Source organism: Tautonia marina (assembly GCF_009177065.1).
Classification (GTDB): Bacteria; Planctomycetota; Planctomycetia; order Isosphaerales; family Isosphaeraceae; genus Tautonia; species Tautonia marina.
The window spans coordinates 22,441-42,568 of the sequence record NZ_WEZF01000001.1 but is presented as its reverse complement, the minus strand read 5'-3'; the positions used below and the strand labels follow the sequence as shown (position 1 = coordinate 42,568).

Sequence of the window (20,128 nt, the reverse complement as noted above, 5' to 3'; positions counted from 1 at the left end):
ACCTGGCAACCTCCGTCAAGTCTACCATGTTTGTCGAGAACCGTGCTGTCGATCGAACGGCTCAAGGAGGCGCCAGGGGATGCTGGCGACGGGGAGGGGGATTGCGCGCAGTGACGCGCAGTCGCAGAGAGGAGAGAGACAGAGAAGGAAGAGAGAGGAGTCTCCGTCCCACGCTCTCCTCTCTCTCCTCTGCGACTCCGCGTCACTGCGCGCAATCCCCCTCCCCCATCTCCGTTGATCGACCTGAAGGCTCAGCGGTCGTCGCCCTGATCCTTGTCCTTGACGGCCGCGACCTCCTCAGCCGAGAGCGGGCGCACCGTGATGTCCTTCACCGCCCCTCCGGTCTGCCAGGTGGCGAAGCCGAGCGGGTGGTTCATCCGCGTTTCGAGCCGGGTGTCGAGGTGGTGATCGCCGGGGTCGGTGAAGGTGATCAGCTTCTCGTCATCGATCCAGCATTCGATGGCGGCGTCGGTCACACGGATGCGGAAGCTGTACCAGGTATCGTCGGCATATTTCTGATACGTTCCGGTGAGGTTCTCCGAGGCATCCGCCCCGTCGATGCTCGACAGGCCGGTTACGCTCCCCCCCCAACCGCCGTTGACGAGCGTCAGGAACGTCTCGCCCACCGGGAAGGTCGCGGCGGCGAAGAAGTCGCGGCCGGACAAGCGCTTGGCGCGGTACGAGAACTCGTAGTTGGTCGTCGGCAGGTCCTCTCGGGTGGTGGTAACCCCCGTCATCCCCCCCGAGACGGCGCTGGCGGCCATGATGATCGCGCCGTCCTTCACCGACACCTCGCCCGGCTTGTAGAAGTCGGCCGCCTTCCAGCCGTCGAGCGTCTCGCCGTCGAACAGGACGATGGTCGCCGGGGCCTCCTCGGCGTCTGCGGCGAGAACCGATGGCACCACGATCATCGTCATCATCAGCCAGGCCCCAAGGGCGATGGACCCGGCTCGGGCCTCGAACCTGGGCGCGGAACCGGAACGGGGCATCGCGATCATGGGAGCTTCCCCCTTCTTTGGACATGCGAATGTGAGCAACGAATCGAAGGCCATCCGGCCGAGGCGAAGAATCCAGGACCAGATCCGACGAACTCCCTGATAGGATGGCGGACGCAGCCCTCACGACGCAACGCCCCAGCGTTTCGCCTTTCCCGTAGGAACGCTTCGACCCTCAACTGATGCGTTGCCCTTGCCCTGGGTGGCCCCGGTTGCTCGCCAACCGGGGCGGCGCAGCCGCAAGAGGTGGTGGGAGGCCGCTCCGAATCCGCTCGTCGCTCCGCGACCCCGGTTGGCGAGCAACCGGGGCCACCCAGGGAATACCCACCCTGATTGAGTGGAAAGTCTCGCAGGGTGCCGTCGAGCCTTCGAAAACACACCCATCCGTCTCACCCAAGAGCCATTGAACCCATGGCAAATCGTTACGAGAAGCCTCCGAGTCCCCCCGAATGGAAGAAGCGCAACGCCTTCGGCCTGCCTCCGGGCAGTGTCCGGGCCTTGCTCGCCCTGGCAATCGCGGCGACGGTCTGCGGATCGCTCGTCCTGCACCCCGATCGCGAGGTGCCGGCCTACCTCCGCGATCTGATGTTCATCATCCTCGGCCACTACTTCGCCTCCCGGAGCCGCCCCCGCTCCGAGGCCCACACCGAGGCCGACACCGCTGTCCCGCCGCCGCTTTACCTGCCGAAGGGGACCGTCCGATTGCTCCTCGTCGGCGCCTTTGTGGGAGTGGCCGTTTTCCTCTACGGCGAGAACCGGCTCGGCCCGATCGACACCAGCCCGGCCGCCGTCACCCTCCTGCTCATCGGTGGGTTCCTGCTCGGAGCCCTGTTCAAGGCCCTGATGCCCGGCGACGCTTTCTCCAAGAATCCCGACGCCATGCGACTGGTCGAGGATCTCAAGGCCTTCATCGCGCTCGGTGCCGCTGCCGTCCTGGTCGTCTTGACCTGGGATCAGGCCTCCCCCTTCCTGCCCGACGACCTCCGCGTGGTCATCCCCCGGCTCGGCTCGAACGGCCCCGAGCACCTGGCCGCCGCCTGGATCGGCTTCTACTTCGGCTCGCGTTGAACTGGAGCGCGCAACCCGCTCCGATCACCACATCCATCTATCGCTCACCCCCTTCTGTTTGATACTCTTCGAACATCGGTGGAATGATCCGTTCAGACTGACTCGGGAGGCGATCGGCGATGATGACGCTTGGAGGCCCTTCGTATCGCTACTGCGACGGCCAGTCGCGCCGATCGTTCCTGAAGCTCGGCGGCCTGGCGATGGGAGGGCTGAGCCTCCCCGGCCTCTTGCGCGCCGAACAGGCCGCGGGGATCGGCCGATCGCACAAGGCGGTCATCATGGTCTACCTCTCCGGCGGCATCTCCCACCAGGACACGTTCGACCTCAAGCCCGACGCCCCCGCCGAGATCCGAGGCGAGTTCAACCCGATCGACACCGCCCTCCCCGGCGTCCAGTTCGGCGAACTCCTGCCGATGCTCTCCCGATCGGCCGATAAGCTCGCCGTCATCCGCTCCATCGTCGGCCTCCGAGACGAGCACACGAGCTGGCAGAACCTCACCGGCTACCCCATGAGCCAGGCCCAGCGCGAGGGCAAGCCGCACTTCGGCTCCATCGTCTCCCGCGTCCAGGGGGTGGTCGATCCCGTCGTGCCGCCGTTCGTCGACCTCTTCCCGACCATGCAGCACCGCCCGTACAACAGCGGAGGCCCCGGCCACCTCGGCCTGGCCTACGCCGGTGCCCGCCTCGGCGACGGCGACGCCAAGCTGATGACCCAGACCACCGTCGAGCCCGATCGCTTCGACCGCCGCCGCGCTTTGCTCGACCGCTTCGACGACTGGCGACGCGAGGTCGATAGCCAGCCCGTCGCCGGCCTCGACGCCTTCTATCAGCGGGCCTTCAACGTCCTGACCTCCGACACCGTCGCCCGAGCCCTCGACGTCACCAAGGAAGACCCGAAGGTTCGCGACCGCTACGGCATCGGCTCGTCGAAGCACCTCGGCGACGGCGCCCCGATGTGGAACGATCAGCTCCTGATGGCCCGTCGCCTGGTCGAGTCCGGCGCCCGCGTCGTCACCGTCGCCTACGGCTTCTGGGACACCCACGGCAACAACTTCAACCACCTCCGCAACCACTTGCCCCTGTTCGACCGCGGCATCTCCGCCCTCGTCGACGACATCTACGCCCGAGGGCTCGACAAGGACGTCACCGTCGTCGTCTGGGGCGAGTTCGGCCGCACCCCGAAGATCAACAAGGACGCCGGCCGCGACCACTGGGCCCCCGTCTCCAACGCCCTCATCGCAGGCGGCGGCCTGAACGTCGGCCAGGTCATCGGCTCGACCGACAAGCACGCCGCCTACGCCGTCGCCTCGCCAATCCACTATCAAGACGTCCTCGCCACCGTCTACCATGCGATGGGGATCGACCCCCACGCCTTCGTCGACGACCTCGCCGGCCGCCCCATCCCCATCCTCCCCAGCACGGCCAGGCCGATTCGTCGCTTGATCTGATTCCAATGGGGTGGCTGGGGTCGAGCGCAGCGAGCCCCCAGAATCGCAGGCCGACGGCGCTGGGGGCTCGCTGCGCTCGACCCCAGCCACCCCGCCGAGCCACTCGCGGCCCCGCTTTGATCACGCCAGGTTCTGCGTCGCCCGCAGCCGGAAATAGAGCGGCGCCAGCACCGGCGCCACCTGAGCGCCGGTCGATCCGAAGGCGATCTCCTCAATCATCCCGTCCGTTGAGCGTCGGATCGTCCACCGGCCCGAAACGAGGTCGAAGACGGCCGGATCGGGCCGTTTGTCGCCGTCGTAGTCCCCCACGGCGGCGATCACCCCGGCCACCCCGAACGTCAGCGGATAGCCGCCGCCGAAGTTCGGGAACGGCTCGGCCGAAGGCAGAATGAACCACTGCGCCGCCCCGGGGGCCAGGTCGCTGACCGATCGAAACGCGGCGATGTCGGCCCGGCCGTCGCCGTTGTAGTCGGCCACCACCGGCTGATCGGCATTGCCCGAGGCCCCGAACGTCACCGGATACGCCCCCCGACGCTCTCGGAATTGCAGGTCATTCGCCGACGACGGCAAGATGAACCACTGCGCCGCGCCGGGGGCCAGGTCACTGACCGGCCGGAAGGTGGCAATCTCGGCCCGGCCGTCGCCGTCGAAGTCGAACGGGGCCGGCAGGTCCGACCCTCCCGCCGCGCCGAAGGCCACCCGGAACGCCCCTCCCGCCCCTGAAGGCAGGATGAACCACTCGGCCGCGCCGGGGGTCAGGTCGCTGCTGGCGCGGAAGGTGGCGATATCCGTGATCCCGTCGCCGTCGAAGTCGGCCGGGGCCGGTCGATCAAGCACCCCCGCGGCCCCGAACGGAATCTCCTGGCGCAGGCCCGATCGCGACGCCACGACGATCCAGACCGTCGCGTTCGGCACCGATCCGCTTCCCACCACCGCCATCGGATCGACCACCGCCAGATCGGTCTTCCCGTCGCCGTCGAAATCCCCGACGACCGGAATCACGTTCGGCGACACGCCGTCGATCCTCCGCTGCTCCGTCCGCGGGTTCCCCCCGTTCGAGAGCCGAAGCTCGAAGACCATCGCGCCAAGGCTCGTATCGAAGTGCGTCAGGGCCAGGTCGGTGATCCCGTCGCCGTCGTAATCGGCCGGTTCGTTCGTGGTCGGCTCGGTTGGTTCCGTGGGGGGTGGCGGAGGCGTCGGGAATCCGGGAGGGGGGCTTGTCGCGGTGATCGTCACCGTCGAGGCGTCGAGCAATCCTGCCTCGTTGGCGATCACATAAATCACCGTCGTCGTGCCCACCACGGGGGTCAGCGTGATGCCGCTGTCCGTTGTGGTGACCGGGGTTCCCTCGGTGGTCATCGCATCGACCACGAACACCCCAGCCCCTTGCCCCGGCAGCGCCGAATCGGTCAGCTCAACCACGATCGGCGATCCGGCCACCACATTCACCGCTTCGGGAAAGGCCGACGGCCCGGTTCGGGGGATGGTCGGCACGATCACCTCGGCATAATCGAAGAACACCCCTCGCCCGATCACCACGTTCGCCGTCCGGTTCCATTGGCTCATCGACACATCGGCGACCATTGGCGACGTGATTCCCTGGACCGTCACCTCCACCCGATAGCTTGCGTCGGTCGCCAGCGACAGCTGATACAGGCCCCCGCTGGTCGAGGTCGTCTCGACCACCGCTCCGGTGTCCAGCGCCGTGGCCCGAATCGTCACCGACCGCCCCTCTCCCAGGTCGAGCCAGCCGTTCCCGTTCTGGTCGTCGAAGACCACCCCCGTCAGGGCTCGGGTTGCAAACGGCGGACTCGGGAAGACGCTCCCATACGTCGAGAACGAGACAAACGACCCGCTGAGCCGATCCTCCGGCGTGCCTTCCCAGTTCGACCCCACCCCGTAGCGGTCGATGTTCTTGAGCATTTGCGAATCCCAACCGTCCCAGATCGTGTTCAGGTTGTTGAAGTGACCGGGGCTGGCGACCCACGGCCCGAGCGCCTCGATCGGCCCTCGCGGCGTCAGGTTCAGTGAACCCGGGAGATTCCCTCCGTACACGTTCTCGGCCATGCCCGTCCCGGCGATCACGTGCCCCTCGTGCCGGTCGGTGGGCGTCGTTCCGGTGATCGGGTCGATGTGGTGAAGCCCCGCATGCCCCAGCCGCTGCAGTTCGTCGATCCGGCTCGCCCACTCCACGTTCGCGGCCCGAGCCCCCGCTTCAGGAGTCAACGGCGGTCGAGGCTCCCAGCCCACCATCGCCTCCGGTTTCACTCCCAGCGGCCCCCAGTGCGACATACCCACCTGGCGACCGTAGTTCAGATGCGCATGAAAGAGCGCATGCACTCCATCGAGATCGACGCTCATCAGCCTTCGCGCTTCGAGCGCACAGACCTCCAACCGGGTTGCCCGGTTTCGCCGCCGGATCGTGCTCATGGATGCCGCGCTCGTCGGTGCGATCCGAAGTGAAACGGTTGCTCCCTCCTGATGGATCCGTCCCCGGCGATCCTTCGCGTTCTCTCTCAACCTTAAGTCATAATTTCCTTCCGAACGGCTCACCTTCTCGGCACGATGGCCAGAATCCGATCATCCCATCAGCCCCTCGCTTCAAATCGCTCAACGCAAAGCCCCCAACCCCCCCGGTCACCTCTCCACCCGAACCCTCTGAGGACCCTCACCCGGCGACCGGACCTCGGGAAGACCGCCGAAACAGGGGACTGTCACCGGTGGAATCATCATACTACAATGAAAGATGACCGAAGGCGCGACCAATGCCGGTTTGCCGCCCAGGTCATCACTCCGGAACGGATTCCGCCGATCGGCCCGGTACGCCGAACCGTACACAAGAATTGGGTCGATTGCCTGGCGTTCCGCTGGCCGGATGTGTGCGCTGTCCGTTTTCCCCACCGTCCATCCGCCCTCTCCCCCCCCGCCGGTTTCCCCGAGACGCTCGCAAGACTTTGCGGAATCGGCATGCTTCCCAGGAGTCGATGCGTATGATGCCCCGAATTGTTCCGGCCGCCTTGCTGGCGGTCGCCCTGGCCGCTCCGATCCGCGCTCAGGACGACGCAAGACTTGCCGTCGTCCTCGGCGACCCGACCCTGACCGCCGGAATCCCGGGCGAAGGCCCCCTGACGACCGATCAGATCAAGGCCTGGCTGGCCGACGAGGACAACCACAAGGTCCTCGACGTGACCTTGCCCCTGGGCCTCTCGGCCGGCGCCGCGCAGATGATCGGCCTGACCGAAAACCCGATGACCCGCGCCAAGGTCGAGCTCGGCCGTCAGCTCTACTTTGACACCCGCCTGTCGGCCGACCGCACGATCAGCTGCGCCACCTGCCACGCTCCCGGCACGGGGTATGCCGCCCCAACGCAGTTCGGCATCGGCATCCTCGACCAGCAAGGCAACCGCAACTCGCCGACGGCCTACAACCGCATTCTCTCCGGCGCTCAGTTCTGGGACGGCCGGGCCGCCTCGCTCGAAGAGCAGGCCATCGGCCCGATCGCCAACCCGATCGAAATGGGTAACACCCACGATGTCGCCGTCGACACCATCCGCCGCATCCCCGGCTACGTCCTCCAGTTCGAGCGCATCTTCCCCGAAGACGGCGTGACGATCGAGACCATCGGCAAGGCCATTGCCACCTTCGAACGCGCCATCGTCACCGGCCCGTCTCCCTTCGACTATGCCGAGGAACTGGCCAAGTTCGAGCAGTTCACCCCCGAAGACCTTGAAGACATCAAGGAATTCGAGCCCGAGTTGTACGAGCAGTACCTCGCCCTGAAGGCCGACGCCGCCAAGAACCCGATGACCGAGGACGCCCGCCGCGGCCGAGAGCTGTTCTTCAGCCAGCGCGTCAACTGCTCCGCCTGCCACGTCGGTGCAAACCTGGCCGACGAGCTGTATCACAACCTCGGCGTCGGCATGGATTCGGACGACCCCGACGTCGGCCGCTTTGCCGTCACCGGCGACCCGAAGGACTGGGGAGCGTTCAAGACTCCCACCATTCGCAACGTCGCCCAGACCGCCCCGTACATGCACGACGGCAGCCAGAAAACCCTCCTCGAAGTCGTCGAGCACTACGCCAAGGGGGGCATCCCCAACAAAAACCTCAGCGACAAGATCAAGCCGATCGACCTGACCGAGCAAGAAAAGCTCGACCTCGTCGCCTTCATGGAAGCCTGCACCGGCCCCTTGCCCCCGGTCGAGACCGAGCGGCTTCCCGAGTAATCGCCACCCTCACCCGCCCCGAGTGGGACCGCCACCCCCGGCGGTCCCGCCCCCTTCGACGTCCTCGCTCCTTTTCCACGCGTCCCCCGCCTCCTTGAACGAGGGGGGGGACCATCCTCCCCTCCCCAATCCTGTCGCCCCGTGGGCAGGCCCCACCGGCCACCTTCCTCACAAGATTCGGCGCTCCGATCAGAGCGATCGGCTTGGCAGATCCGCCATGCGCTGTTAAGCTGCCGGGCTCGGAGGAACGATCGAGCGAGGGCAGACGGGTCGATGCCGGGAGGGCTCATCCGGGCACTTAAACGCTGCGCTCCGCGTCCGTCCTCCGGGTGGTTCAGTCGGCCGGTGGATCGGTTCGGAATCCGGAGTTCGTCGTGACGCACCGAGGCGGGGGCCAGTCGTGACGTTGCAGAGCACACTGAACAAGGCGACGGCGCACCTGCTGGAAATGGCCTGCGAGGCCGTCGATCAGCTCGGCGCCGCCGGCTTGCTGGTGCTCCCCGAGGGAAACCTCGACTGGAACGCCGTTCGAGAGGTCTGCCAGACCACCCGCGTCCTCGTCGCCGTGGTCGAAAAACACGTCGAAACCGTGGCCGAGGCCGGCCTGATCCCCGTCGAGGTCGAGCCCGTCGATGCCGGCATCGTCGAACGGATCACCCTGGCGCTCATCGAGTCGGTCGCCAACGACCTGCTCCGCTCCGGCGCTCGCGTCGTGGTCGTGTACGCGGCCTTCGATTCCGAGCTCGATTCGATCAGCACCATCCGCCTTGGCGAGCGTCTCGAACGCCTCAGCGCCCGAGACCTGCGTGCCCTCGAAACCAGCGTTCCCTTCGAAACCCTCAAGGCCATCGTCGATATCGCCGTGGCCGTCGGCCGCGAAGGCCGCGAGGGCAAGCCCGTCGGCACCTTGATCGTCGTCGGCGATACCCGAGAGGTCATGGCCCGCTCCCGCACCCTCGGCTTCGACCCGGTCAAGGGCTACCGCCGCAAGGAACGCAACATCCGCGATGCCCGCGTCCGCGAGGCGATCAAGGAGATCGCCCAGCTCGACGGCGCCATCGTCGTCTCCCGAGACGGCACCGTCGAGGCCGCCTGCCAGATGATCGACGCCCCGACCACCGGCCTTGCCCTTCCCAAGGGGCTCGGCACCCGCCACTGGACCGGCGCGGCCATCACCAAGGTCACCACCGCCGTCGCCGTCGCCGTCAGCGAGTCCACCGGCACCGTCCGCATCTTCCAGAACGGCGAGATCGTTCTCCGCATCGCCCCCATCGGCCGCGCCCGCGCCCTCAAGTGGACCGAGCCCGAAATCGAGCCCCCTCCCCCCCGCGCCGAAAAGGGGAATTAAACCAGCCCGCGCTGTTCCCTCGTGACCATCTCGCTTCTCCCGCCGCCGTCCCCCACCCAGCGTCGCCTCCGGGAAGGGCAGCCGAGGCCTCGAAACACCCCGAGGCAACCGCGTGGCCGGTCCTCGCCCCCCGCGATACACTGAGAACACACGGAGAACCCGCGCCCGAGCGGTTCCGATGTCGAAGGACCGCGGCCAAAGGGAAATCGTGACCCATGACCCTCGCCCCGCCCGCCGCAGCACCGAAGCGTCCCCGATCGCCTCGACTGCCCTTGCCGATCCGCAAGGCGCTCCGAGGCGTCGATCGCCGGTTGCGCCTGGCGGGGATCATGACGGGGCTCGGCTGGCTGCTCGGCACCCTGGCGGTGATCGTCGCCGCGGTCATGGTTCTCGATGGACTCCGGCCGATGTCTGATCCCACCCGCTGGGCCGTCTGGCTCGCGGGAGTGGGCCTGGCCTCGATCGGGCTCGCCTTGATCCTGCTGCGGGCCGCCTTCCGACGCCCGACCCGCCAGGCCCTGGCCGCCGTGGCCGAGCGAGCATGCCCCGACGCCGGCGATCGCCTCTCGACGGCCGTCGCCCTGGTCGAGGACGGCGAGCTGGCCCACGGCTCTCCCGCCTTGATCGCCGCGCTCGTCGATCGCGCCGCCGACGACGCCCGAGCGATCGCCCCTCGCCTCGCCGTCCCGCTTCGCCGCCCTCGGCGACGCCTCACTCTGGGCCTGGCGGCGGTCGCCCTCGTCACCTTGCCCCCTCTGCTCGTCCCCGATCCCTTCGCCCTGCTCGCCCGTCGAGTCCTGATGCCCTGGACCGATCCCGGAACCGCCGGGCGGCTCGCCATCCTCGTCGAGCCGGGAGACACGCTCCTCGCCCGCGGCGATTCCCTGACCATCTCCGCCGTCGTCCACTCCCGATTCGGCCCATCCGTCCCCGACTCCGCCCAGCTTGAATGGGCCGACGCCTCCGGAGCCTCCCATTCCCTGACGATGGGCCTCGGCTCCCCTTTGGAAGGGAGCAACCCCGACGATCAGACCTTCGCCCTCACCCTTCCTTCGGTGGAGGATGCGATCACCTACCGCATCACCGCCGGCTCCGCCCGAAGCCGGGCCTTCCGCATCTCGGTCGTCGATCCTCCCCGGATCGTGTCGCAACGCTGGACGATCACCCCGCCGTCGTACACCGGCCTGCCAGCCTCGACGATCGACGACCCCTCGTCCTCCGTCGTCGTCGCCTGGCAAGACAGCCTCGTAGCGATCACCACGACCACCGACCTCCCGAGCCGCCGCGTGACCCTCGACTGGACCGAGGAGGACGGCTCCATCGCCCCGATCTCGTTGTCGCCCGCAAGCGATGACACCGACGGCACGATCTGGACCGCCGAGGTCGTCGCCACCGGCTCGGGACGCTTCAGCCTCACCGCCGCCGATGCGCAAGGCTTGACCGATCGTTCCGGCCCTTCCGGACGCCTGGAGGTCCAGCCCGATGCTCCTCCGGCCGTCGCCCTGGGTGCCGGAGCCGAGGCCGTCGGCCCCGGCGATCGCCTGGTCGTCCCCGTCGCCTCCCGAGACGATCTGGCCGTCACCGCCGCCGAGTTGCATGTCACGATCAACCGCCTCGACTCCCCGCACGACGAGCCGGAACAGGAAGTCATCCCGCTGACGCTCGACGGCCTCGGCTCCCCTTCGGCGAAGGGGCTGGCCGAGTTCGATCTGACCCCCTTGGCCCTGAACGACGGCGACACCGTGTCCCTCCGGGTTCGGGTCATCGACTCTCTGCCCCCCCCTCGCGGGCCGAACGAGGCCTGGTCGAGCCCTCGGCCGGTCGCCATCGTTGCCGACATCGAACGCCACACCGCCGAGCAGCGAGACGAGGCCCTCCGGCCGATCCGAGAGGCTCTCGAAGACCTCGCCCGCCAGGCCGCCGAGGATCGCCTCCGCTCCGGCCCACTCCGCGCCGCCGCCGAGGCCGCCCAGCGAGACCCGAGACGCTGGTCCGACCGCCAGCAAAGCGATCTCGACCGCCTCGCCGAATCGGCCCAGGAACGGGTCGATCGGCTCCAGGCCCTCGCCGAATCACTCCGAGACGACGCCATGCTCGGCCCGATCGGCGACGCCATCCGCCAGGCCGCCGAGGCCGAGCCCGAGGCTGCCCGAGCCGCCCTCAACGACGCCCAGACCGCCGAAACCGCCGACCGCCCCGACGACCTCCGCCGCGCCGAGCAGGAACTAGCCGCCACCTCCGACCGGCTCGACGATCTCTCGGAACGGCTCGACGACCTCGCCCGGGCCGCCGCCGCTCGCCCCGAGCTGGCCAACCTCGCCCGCCAGGAATCCGACCTGGCCGACCAGGCCGAGGCCATGACCGCCCCCCCCAAAGACCCTGCCGCCGCCGAACCCTCGATCTCTCCCGAGGCCCTCGAACAGCTTCGCCAGGCCCAGGAACAACTCACCCAGGCCCTGGCCGATCTCATCGAACGCACTCCGGAACTCGACGAGGCCGCCCAGTCGGCCCGAGCCGAGGCCGACGCCGCGCAACGCGATCTGGAACAGGCCGGCGGCGACCCCTCGCAGGCCTCCGACGCCGCCCGATCTGCCGCCGACGCCATGCGACGCGCCGCCGAACAGCTCCGCCAGGCCTCCGGCCCCGCCGACCCGAACGCCCAGGCCGAACAGCTCGCCCAGATGCTCGCCCAATCCTCCGGCTCCGCCCCCCCCTCGGCTCCGACCGATCAGGAGCCCTCCGCCCCTCCCTCCGGATCGACCGCCGCCGGACAGACTGATCCCGACGCCGATCTCAACCTTCGCTCCGATCGCCTCTGGGGCTCCTTGCCCGGCCACCTCCGCACCGAGATGCTCCGCTCCTCAACCGACCGCTACCACCCCGACTACGCCTCCTTGATCCGTCTCTACTTCCAGGAGATCGCCCGCGCCTCCTCGGCCCCGGCCCCCGAACCACCCGGCCCGACGCCGTCCACTCCCACACCTCCCCCTGCTCCTTGAGGCCGACGCACCGCCTCCGACCACTCGCCGACCGCAAGGTTCGGTTCGTCGGCAAGCCGCGCGGGCGTTTCCGAGTCGTCCGCAACGGTCGTCGCGTCGGAACCGTCTGGCATCGGCAAGGCGTCCCGGAGCTTGACCGTCTGGTCATCGCTGATTGAAGCCAGGGTCCGGCCGTCGGGGCTGAAGGCGACCCGGCGAACCCGATCGGTGTGGTCTTTCATGGTCAGCACTTCCAGACCGCTGGTCATGTCCCAGAGGCGAACCGTTCGGTCCGACCCGGCCGACGCGAGCCGACGCCCATCGGGGCTAAAGGCCAGGTCATGAATTACTCCCGAGTGCCCGGTCATCGTGTCGAGCGGCTTCCCGTTTTCCACGTCCCAGAAGCAAATCCTCGCATCGACCCCGGCCGAGGCCAGCCGACGCCCGTCGGGATGAAAGACCACGCTGTAGACCGCCCCGGCATGGCCGGAAAACGAGTGCAACTCCGCGCCGGTCGCGGCCTCCAGCACCTTGACCCGCCCATCCACGCCTGCCGCGGCAATCAACCGGCCGTTGGGGCTGATCGTCACGTGATGAATTCCTTCCAACAAGCCTTCATACGTAAAAAGATTCTCGTAGGTCGTCGCATCCCAGAGCCGCAATCGTCCATCGTCCGAGACCGAGACGATCCGCTTCCCGTCCGGGGTGAAGGCAAGATCCTTGATCGTATCCTCATGAGCCGAGGGGATGACCCCCGCGATGAAATGCGGGTCCGCGTCGTAGAAAATGATCTGATGGTCGGGGCTGCTCATCGCAAGCCGACGACCATCGGGGCTGAAGGCAATCGCGTCGATCCGCCGATCCTGGCGCCCATCATTGGGATCGAGCATGGGGAAGAAGATGACGATCTCTCCCTGATCCACCGTCCATCCCTTCAAAAATCCGTTGGCGTACGAGGCCGCCACCCGCTGACCGTCGGGAGTGAAGGCCAGGTCGATGGGTCGGTCCAGGCTTGCCAGGGCCTCGACGTTCCGCAGCGTGCGCGGCTGGTTTGCTTCGTCCAGGTTCCAGAGTCGTACCGTTCGGTCGAAGCTCGCCGAGGCGATCAACCGGCCGTCGGGGCTGAAGTCGAGGCTGACCACGGTATCTTCGTGCCCCTGGAAGACCCGAACCGGCTCCCCCGAATCGAGGTCCCAGACCGTCACCGCCTTGTCCAGGCCGGCCGAGGCCAGCTGCCGACCATTGGGGCTGAACGCCACGGCGATTTGCAAGGGACCGGCACGCTGCACGAGGGCGCTCTCATGCTGCTCCTCCATGTCCCAGAGCCGGATCGAGCCGTCCCGCCCGACCGAGGCGATCGTCTGGCCGTCGGGACTGATCGCCACCCCGAAGACCTGCCCCGCGTGCCCCACCAACCGCGCCCTCGACCGTAACGGCTCGACGTCCCAGAGCTGAATCACGCCATCCATCCCACTCGTCACCAGCGTCTGACCATCGGGGCTGAACGCCAGACTCAACACCGAAGACCGATGGGCGCCGTCGATCGTGGTCACGAGCCGCCCCGTCGCCAGGTCCCAGAGCATCAGGCGGTGCGTCGAGATCGCCCCGGCCAGCCATCGCCCATCAGGGCTGATCTCCAGGTCGATGACCGAACCTTCGACCCCGTCATACGAGGTCAGCCGCCGACCGCTCGCCACCTCGTAACTGGTCGGCTGCAGGGTGTCCGGATTCTGCGCCACCACAATCCGACCATCGGGGCTGAACGCCACCCCGAACACCCCGATGCTTTTCGGGCCGGTAATCTCAAGATTGTCCGACCCCGGCAACGTGCGCAGCACCGAGCCGGTCCTCACGTCCCGAAGCACGACCCGGCCGCCCCACTGAATCGAGGCGAGCGTCCGGCCGTCGGGGCTGAAGTGGACCGCATTGACTTCTCGGGTGTGTTCGTCGAACCGCAGCCGATCGGGACCGCTCAGCCGCCGCAGATAATCCCATTCCCAGCCGATCAGGTCCTGATCCTCCTCGCTCGGCTCGGCCTTGTCGAGCAAGACGTGGAACTGCCCCATATCGTTCGCGTTCCAGGCCGAAAGCGCCGCGTTGACCCGAGAGGCGTACAGGTTCCGTCGCAGCCGATCCTGGGTGGCGAACAGCTCTCGGTTGGCCGCATCGGCTTCAACCCGGGCGCGCAGCGCCCTCGTCGCCGCGTCGTTGGCCGCCTCGGCCGAGGCAAAGGCATCGCGGGCCGAGCGTTCCAGCCGCACGGCCAGAACCGACGCCCCCACGGCAATCGTCAGCAAGAGCCCGAAGATCGCCCCGGTCATCGCCGCCACATCCGGCTTGCGACGGCACCAGCGCACCAGACGCTCGGGCACGCCGATCGGCCGCGCCGCGATCGGCCGGTCTTCCAAAAACCGGCCCAGGTCCTCGGCCAGGGCCGAAGCCGTCTGATACCGCGCGTCGGGGTCCTTGTCCGTCGCCTTGAGCAGAATCGTTTCCAGATCCCGCGGGATGCTCGCGTCGATCTGCCGGAGCGGTGTCGGCTCCTCGGTCCGGATCTGCTCGATCAGCAGCAGCCGGTCGGCCGCGGAAAAGGCCGGACGCAGGGCCAGCATCTCGTACAAGGTCAGGCCCAGCGCATACAGATCGGCCCTCGCGTCGGCCCGGTTCCGAAAGCACTCGGGAGCCAGGTAACGGAGCGTCCCCAGCAGGTCCCCCGTCCGGGTCAACGGCCGATCCTGCTCCACCTGCGCCAGCCCGAAGTCGGTGACCCAGATCACCCCGTCGTCGTCGAGCAACAGGTTGCTCGGCTTGATGTCGCGGTGAATGATCCCCCGACCATGAGCATATGCCAGCGCCTGCGCCACTTGCTTTCCGAGCCTGGCCACGCTCCGGAAATAGGGCAACCGCCCATTCGACCGCAACGTCGATGAGCCGATCCGGTCGGTCCTGGCCCCCGGGTCCGAGGGATTGCCGAGCCTCCGGACGTCTTCCCACCACTCCGAGGGTTCGATCAACGTCGCGTCGGTGCTGGGAATGGCAATCAGGCTGGTGCCCGCGTCGAACGCCCGAACCGCGAACTGCCCGGTCCAGAGCGATCGGGCGGCCAGGCTCAGGCTGCTTTCGTCCCGATCCGAGGTCAGGGCCTCCGCCTTGATCGCCCTCGCCTCCTCGGGTGAGAGGGTTTCGGCCACCTGATGCTCGCGGTGCTTCCGCAGCTCCTCGATCACCCGGTCGAGCCCGCGCCCCTGGATGAACTGCATGGCGTAGTAGGCCAGTTCCCCTTCCTGGCCGACCTCGAACACCGGCACGATGTTCGTATGATGCAGGCGGGCCGCCGCCCTCGCCTCGCGCCGGAACCGTTCGAGCATGGCCGGATCGAAGACGATGTGGCTCGGCAAGATCTTCAACGCCACCCGTCGGCCGAGCGAGATTTGCTCGGCCTCGTAGACGACCCCCATCCCCCCTCGCCCAATCTCTCGCAAGAGGTGGTAATCGCCCACCTGCCAGAACCGGGGCTCGCCCGTCGCGCGAAGGGGCACGTCTCCCGAGGCTGACGTCGCGTCATCGACGGCCGTCCCCTCTCGGGGAAACATGCGTTCCAGGTCGATCATCGTCTGGAGGATCGCGGGCAGATCATCGGCCAGCTCGGGATAATCCCGGATCAGCTCCTCGACATCGGGCCGCTCCCCGTTCCGGAAGCGCTCCATGATTGCATCGGCCAGCAACTCGACCGGGTCGCGGTCTGCCAACGACTCGCTCATCGATCTCTCCTGGCCTCTTGGGTTCTTCCGCGCCCCCAACGCCTCGGACCGTCGGACCGAAGGCCGTTCTCTCTCTGACCACTCAGGCTCGTTCGACCGCGACGACGCTTGCGAGTCGGGATCGCTCAGGGCATCCTGACCCCAGGGTCAAGCCAACCCGCGTCTCCTGTGCCTCATGCATTGCGGTCCCATCGTAGACCAAGAGCCGCAGCGATCCAAGCCCCCCAGATGCGAATGGACGTGCATGCATTCCGATTCCATGTCCCTCGCGCGTTCCTTTCTCGATTTTCGTGAACCCATCCGCTCGGCGCCCGACTGAATGTTGAGACGGACAAGCCCATGCCTTCAGGCAACGCGGAGAACAAACCGGTGGGCCGATCACCCGACGAGGTCCTGGACGACTGGCTCGTGCTGGCCGCTCAAGAGGGGGAGGTCCATGCCTTCGAAACGCTCGCCCGGCGCTGGCATCGTCGCCTGATCGCCCATGCCTACCGTCGCACGGCGCACACCGAGGGAGCCACCGAGGCCACCCAGGAGGCCTGGCTGGCGATCATCCGCGGCTTGCCTCGGCTCCACGATCCGTCTCGCTTTCCGGCCTGGGCCTACCGCATCGTCGATCACAAGGCGGTCGATTGGCTCCGCCGTCGCCGCCGCCAGCGATCACTCGACGACCGGCTCCAGGCCCATCCCGAAGTCATCGACCCCAATCCCCAAACCCGATCACCCGACGCCGAGGAACCGCTCGACGCCGTCGATCGGCTCCGACGCGCCCTGAACGATCTGCCAAGCGATCAGCGACTCCTGCTGGCCCTCTCCTACACCGAGGGCCGTTCGGTTCGAGAGATCGCAGAGTTGCTCGCCATTCCCGAAGGAACGGTCAAGTCTCGCCTGTTCCACGCCCGCCAACATCTCAAACGCCGGATGGAGCAATCGCCATGAAGACCCAGGACCACGAACTCGATACACTGATTCGAGCAGCCCTTTCCGCCGAGGAACGCACCATGTTCGACCGCCTCGGCGAGCCGTCGCTCCCCGAGCTGATGACCGAGAGCTTCCGGGGCCGTCGCCGCTGGATCAACGTCTACGCCACGGTCGTCACGTTCGCCTTCTTCGGCCTCGCCGTCGTCTCGGCGGTCAAGATCTTTCAGACCGACGAGGTCGTCGACATCCTCCGCTGGGGCCTCGGCTTCGGCCTCGGCCTGGCCGTCTCGCTGGCCTTGAAGGTCTGGTTCTGGCTCGACATGCAACGGCATTCCCTCTCCCGAGAGATCAAGCGCATCGAGCTTGCCGTCGCCCACCTGGCCCACGAGCTGAACTCCCACAAAGGCCCCTCGTCATGACGCGATTCTCCGCCCCAGTCGTCCTCCTCGGGCTGATCCTGCCGCTCATTGCTCCTTCAGAAACCACCTTCGCCCAGGATCTGCCCGAGCCTCCCCGCGCCTCCTTCTCGAACGCCGAGACCGACCTCGCCGCCCGCCGGGCGCTCGACTACCTGGCCGGTGCCCAGCAGGCCGACGGCGCCTGGGAATCCGGCGGGTTCGGCAAGGCCACCTCGGTCACGTCGCTGGCCGTCATGGCCTTCCTCGCCTGCGGCCACGTTCCGGGAGAGGACGGCCCGTACCGCGAGGCCATCGAGCGCGGCATCGCCTACGTCCTCGATCACCAGCGGCCCGACGGCATGCTCGTCTCGAACACGAGCCACGGGCCGCTCTACTGCCACGGCATCAGCACCCTGATGCTCGCCGAGGTCGTCGGCATGACCCCCGATCCCGACCTCGCCGCGCGTGCCCGCAACGCCCTGGCGAAGGCCGTCGAGCTGATCGTCCGCGCCCAGCAGGTGCCCAAGTCGCCCGACCACGCCGGCGGCTGGCGCTACCAGCCGGGCAGCTACGACAGCGACCTGAGCGTCTCCGGCTGGCAGGTCGTCGCCCTGCGGGCCGCCCGGGACGCCGGCTGCACCGTCCCCTCCGAGGCCATCGACGACGCCCTCGACTACGTCCGGCGCTGCGTCGAGCCCCGCTCCGGAGGCTTCAGCTACCAGGCCGGCCGCGGCGGGCCGAACAACCCGAGGACCGGCACCGGCATCCTCTCCCTCGAACTCTGCGGCGAGCACGCCTCGCCCGAAGCCCTTGCCGGCGGCGATTACCTCATGAGCCACCCCCCCAGCTGGGGCTCCGACTACTTCTTCTACGAAGCCTATTACTGCTCGCAGGCCCTCTTTCAGCTCGGCGACGACTACTTCCTTCCCTACTACCGACAGCTCATCCCCATCCTGCTCGACCACCAGGACCCCGACGGCTCCTGGTTCTCCACCTCCGGCAACGACCGCACCGGAGGCCGCAACTACTGCACCGCAATGGGAGTGCTTGCCCTGGCGGTCGAATATCGCTATTTGCCCATTTATCAGCGCTGATCGGCCCTTCGTCCGTCTCAGCGCACGATCTCGCATCCCGGCAAACCCGCCTTGAGCCGATCAACCCCCTCGGCCGTCAGGCCAGTGTCTTTCAGTTCGATCCGCGTCAGCCCCTGAAAGTTCAGCAGGTCGTCGATCGAGGCGTCGGTCAGCATCGTCTGGTTGAGGATGAGCCGCCGAAGCTTCGGCAGTCCTTGCAAGGGCGACAAACCGCCGTCGGTGATCTGGGTCCCCGAGAGGATCACGTGCTCCAGGTTCGGCAGTTTGGCCAACGCCGGCACCCCGGCGTTGGTCAGCTGGGTCCGTCGCAGGTCCAGGTATCTCAGCTCCTTCAGGCGGCCCAGTTGCATGATCCCTCGATCCGTCAAATCGCTCCAGCAGACCCAGAGCATCTGCAAGTTGGAACACTGGGAGATGAGCATCAGGTCTTCATCGCTCAGATCCGCCTCTCCCAGGTGCAGGTAGGTCAGGCTCGGCAAGGCGCAGAGGGCCGCCATCTCCGATCCGCTGATCGGCTTGATCCCAATCAGTTCCACGGTCCGGAGCGCGGCCGTGGCCGACGGATCCGGCAACTGGTCGAGCCGGGTGATCGTCGCCGGGTGCGTGTTGAAATCGACCGCTCCTCCCCGCGACAGCACCCATTCGGCCACTTCCCGATCGAGCGGCAAGGCCACGGCGGGAACACGCTCCGGCAGCGCCGGGCCACCCCCCGCCCCCCTCCACGACCACACCCAGGCCCCCAGCCCCAGCCCCAGCACCACCGCCCCCAGCACCACCACCGCCGGGATCACCCATCGGTTCAGACGGGCCCGACGCTCGCGGCGGCTCGGGACCAATCGGCACGGTCGAAGCGCCTCGGCCAGCTCCCAGGCCGACGCGAACCGATCGGCCGGGTGCTTGGCCATCGCCTTCATGCAGATCTGTTCCAGACACGGCGAGAGGTCCGGCACCAACCGACGTGGCGGCGGCGGTTCATCGTGAATCAACTGCTCGCGGTACTCGGCGCTCGATCGCCCCGGAAACGGCCGACGACCCGTCAGCATCTCATACAAGATCACCCCGAACGAAAACACGTCCGTCCGCCGATCGACCAGCCGAGACTTGCCGCTGACCTGCTCGGGACTCATGTACTGCAACGACCCTTCCACGCAGTCCTGGTCGCTCCGGTCGGTCGTGCGCAGCGCCAGGCCGAAATCGGCGACGTAGGCGTTGTTCCGCAAATCGAGCAGGATGTTCGATGGCTTTAGATCGCGGTGGATGAACCCCTTCTCGTGCGCATGGGCCAGCGCCTCGGCCACCTGCCCGCCGATGGCCACCACCTCGTCGACCGGCAGCCGTCGCAGGGCAAGCTGGCTCGAAAGGCTCCCCCCGTCCACGTACTTCGAGACGATAAAAACCGTCTTTTGATCCAAGTATCCGCAGTCATACACTGGAACGATATTCGGGTGATCGAGCTGCGCAACCTTGCGGCCTTCTTCCATCAACGAGTCGATGCTCAGGTCCGAGGTCCGCCGCGCGATCTTGATCGCCACCTGCCGCTGCAATTCCCGATCGTACGCCAGCATCACGACCCCGAAGCCCCCCCTGCCCAGCTCGCGCTCCAGGCAGTACCGACCCGCGATCACCCGGTCGATCGCCACCGGGACCGTTGGATCGGGGGCCGAGTCGGGCTGCAGCCGGATCGTCTCGTCGGCTCGGGCGGCATTCCTCACATCAATCGCCGACATCGGCATGGTCTCGCCGACCTCGGTCCCCGGCTCCGTCGGCTGCACCGAGTTGGCAGGACGCGGAGGAGGAGGCGGAGCCTTGCGGCGACCACCGACCGCCGAATCACGTGCTGTTGGCTCAAGGTGCGGGTTCGGGGTGTTGCTCGACATGAGATCATCACTCC

The 20,128-nt window shown here is 67.5% G+C and carries 12 protein-coding genes; 8 read left to right on the top strand and 4 right to left on the bottom strand.

Annotated elements, in window-relative coordinates; genetic code table 11:
* Window positions 1-251: 251 nt before the first annotated feature.
* Entirely contained in the window at window positions 252-998 is a 747-nt protein-coding gene (locus GA615_RS00210) for a 3-keto-disaccharide hydrolase (RefSeq protein ID WP_235904951.1), read from the bottom strand.
* Between the two features lie 408 nt (window positions 999-1,406).
* On the opposite strand from GA615_RS00210, the gene GA615_RS00205 reads away from it, so the two are divergent.
* Window positions 1,407-2,063 (top strand): hypothetical protein, encoded by a 657-nt coding sequence (locus tag GA615_RS00205; RefSeq protein WP_152049252.1) that lies wholly within the window; start codon window positions 1,407-1,409, stop codon window positions 2,061-2,063.
* A 119-nt stretch (window positions 2,064-2,182) separates the two neighbouring features.
* The gene (locus GA615_RS00200; RefSeq protein WP_152049251.1) at window positions 2,183-3,511 is read left to right on the top strand and encodes a DUF1501 domain-containing protein; all 1,329 of its coding nucleotides are present in this window, start codon (window positions 2,183-2,185) and stop codon (window positions 3,509-3,511) included.
* A gap of 120 nt (window positions 3,512-3,631) precedes the next feature.
* Here GA615_RS00200 and GA615_RS00195 read toward each other — a convergent pair whose 3' ends face one another.
* Entirely contained in the window at window positions 3,632-5,941 is a 2,310-nt protein-coding gene (locus GA615_RS00195; protein WP_152049250.1) for an FG-GAP-like repeat-containing protein, read from the bottom strand.
* A gap of 563 nt (window positions 5,942-6,504) precedes the next feature.
* On the opposite strand from GA615_RS00195, the gene GA615_RS00190 reads away from it, so the two are divergent.
* The 3 genes from GA615_RS00190 to GA615_RS00180 all read left to right on the top strand — a co-directional run bounded on the left by GA615_RS00190 (window position 6,505) and on the right by GA615_RS00180 (window position 12,084).
* The gene (locus GA615_RS00190) at window positions 6,505-7,737 is read left to right on the top strand and encodes a cytochrome-c peroxidase (protein ID WP_152049672.1); all 1,233 of its coding nucleotides are present in this window, start codon (window positions 6,505-6,507) and stop codon (window positions 7,735-7,737) included.
* 400 nt (window positions 7,738-8,137) lie between these two features.
* Entirely contained in the window at window positions 8,138-9,085 is a 948-nt protein-coding gene (locus GA615_RS00185) for a DNA integrity scanning protein DisA nucleotide-binding domain protein (protein WP_235904950.1), read from the top strand.
* 215 nt (window positions 9,086-9,300) lie between these two features.
* On the top strand, window positions 9,301-12,084 hold the full coding sequence (locus GA615_RS00180; RefSeq protein ID WP_152049249.1) for a hypothetical protein: 2,784 nt from the start codon (window positions 9,301-9,303) through the stop codon (window positions 12,082-12,084).
* On the opposite strand, the gene GA615_RS00175 is transcribed toward GA615_RS00180, so the two are convergent.
* Window positions 11,991-15,824: a WD40 repeat domain-containing serine/threonine protein kinase gene (locus GA615_RS00175; RefSeq protein ID WP_152049248.1), complete on the bottom strand. Its 3,834-nt coding sequence runs from the start codon at window positions 15,822-15,824 to the stop codon at window positions 11,991-11,993. The genes GA615_RS00180 and GA615_RS00175 overlap by 94 nt on opposite strands.
* Before the next feature lie 369 nt (window positions 15,825-16,193).
* Between GA615_RS00175 and GA615_RS00170 the strand changes: the two genes are divergently transcribed.
* Genes GA615_RS00170 through GA615_RS00160 form a run of 3 tightly spaced genes read left to right on the top strand, consistent with a single transcriptional unit; the run spans window position 16,194 to window position 18,237 of the window.
* The gene (locus tag GA615_RS00170) at window positions 16,194-16,763 is read left to right on the top strand and encodes an RNA polymerase sigma factor (RefSeq protein WP_161602075.1); all 570 of its coding nucleotides are present in this window, start codon (window positions 16,194-16,196) and stop codon (window positions 16,761-16,763) included.
* Window positions 16,760-17,164: a DUF6768 family protein gene (locus GA615_RS00165; protein WP_152049246.1), complete on the top strand. Its 405-nt coding sequence runs from the start codon at window positions 16,760-16,762 to the stop codon at window positions 17,162-17,164. Before GA615_RS00170 ends, GA615_RS00165 begins: the two co-directional genes overlap by 4 nt.
* Entirely contained in the window at window positions 17,161-18,237 is a 1,077-nt protein-coding gene (locus GA615_RS00160) for a prenyltransferase/squalene oxidase repeat-containing protein (RefSeq protein ID WP_152049245.1), read from the top strand. Before GA615_RS00165 ends, GA615_RS00160 begins: the two co-directional genes overlap by 4 nt.
* A gap of 17 nt (window positions 18,238-18,254) precedes the next feature.
* Here GA615_RS00160 and GA615_RS00155 read toward each other — a convergent pair whose 3' ends face one another.
* Complete coding sequence (locus tag GA615_RS00155; protein ID WP_152049244.1) at window positions 18,255-20,114, bottom strand: protein kinase domain-containing protein; 1,860 nt, start codon at window positions 20,112-20,114, stop codon at window positions 18,255-18,257.
* Between the last annotated feature and the right edge of the window lie 14 nt (window positions 20,115-20,128).

Bases quoted from the DNA above. Each gene is read 5' to 3' on its own strand.
- GA615_RS00160 (WP_152049245.1), top strand. From the start codon at position 17,161: ATGACGCGATTCTCCGCCCCAGTCGTCCTCCTCGGGCTGATCCTGCCG.
- GA615_RS00155 (WP_152049244.1), bottom strand. From the start codon at position 20,114: ATGTCGAGCAACACCCCGAACCCGCACCTTGAGCCAACAGCACGTGAT.
- GA615_RS00190 (WP_152049672.1), top strand. From the start codon at position 6,505: ATGCCCCGAATTGTTCCGGCCGCCTTGCTGGCGGTCGCCCTGGCCGCT.
- GA615_RS00205 (WP_152049252.1), top strand. From the start codon at position 1,407: ATGGCAAATCGTTACGAGAAGCCTCCGAGTCCCCCCGAATGGAAGAAG.
- GA615_RS00195 (WP_152049250.1), bottom strand. From the start codon at position 5,941: ATGAGCACGATCCGGCGGCGAAACCGGGCAACCCGGTTGGAGGTCTGT.
- GA615_RS00165 (WP_152049246.1), top strand. From the start codon at position 16,760: ATGAAGACCCAGGACCACGAACTCGATACACTGATTCGAGCAGCCCTT.
- GA615_RS00175 (WP_152049248.1), bottom strand. From the start codon at position 15,824: ATGAGCGAGTCGTTGGCAGACCGCGACCCGGTCGAGTTGCTGGCCGAT.
- GA615_RS00210 (WP_235904951.1), bottom strand. From the start codon at position 998: ATGATCGCGATGCCCCGTTCCGGTTCCGCGCCCAGGTTCGAGGCCCGA.
- GA615_RS00200 (WP_152049251.1), top strand. From the start codon at position 2,183: ATGATGACGCTTGGAGGCCCTTCGTATCGCTACTGCGACGGCCAGTCG.
- GA615_RS00180 (WP_152049249.1), top strand. From the start codon at position 9,301: ATGACCCTCGCCCCGCCCGCCGCAGCACCGAAGCGTCCCCGATCGCCT.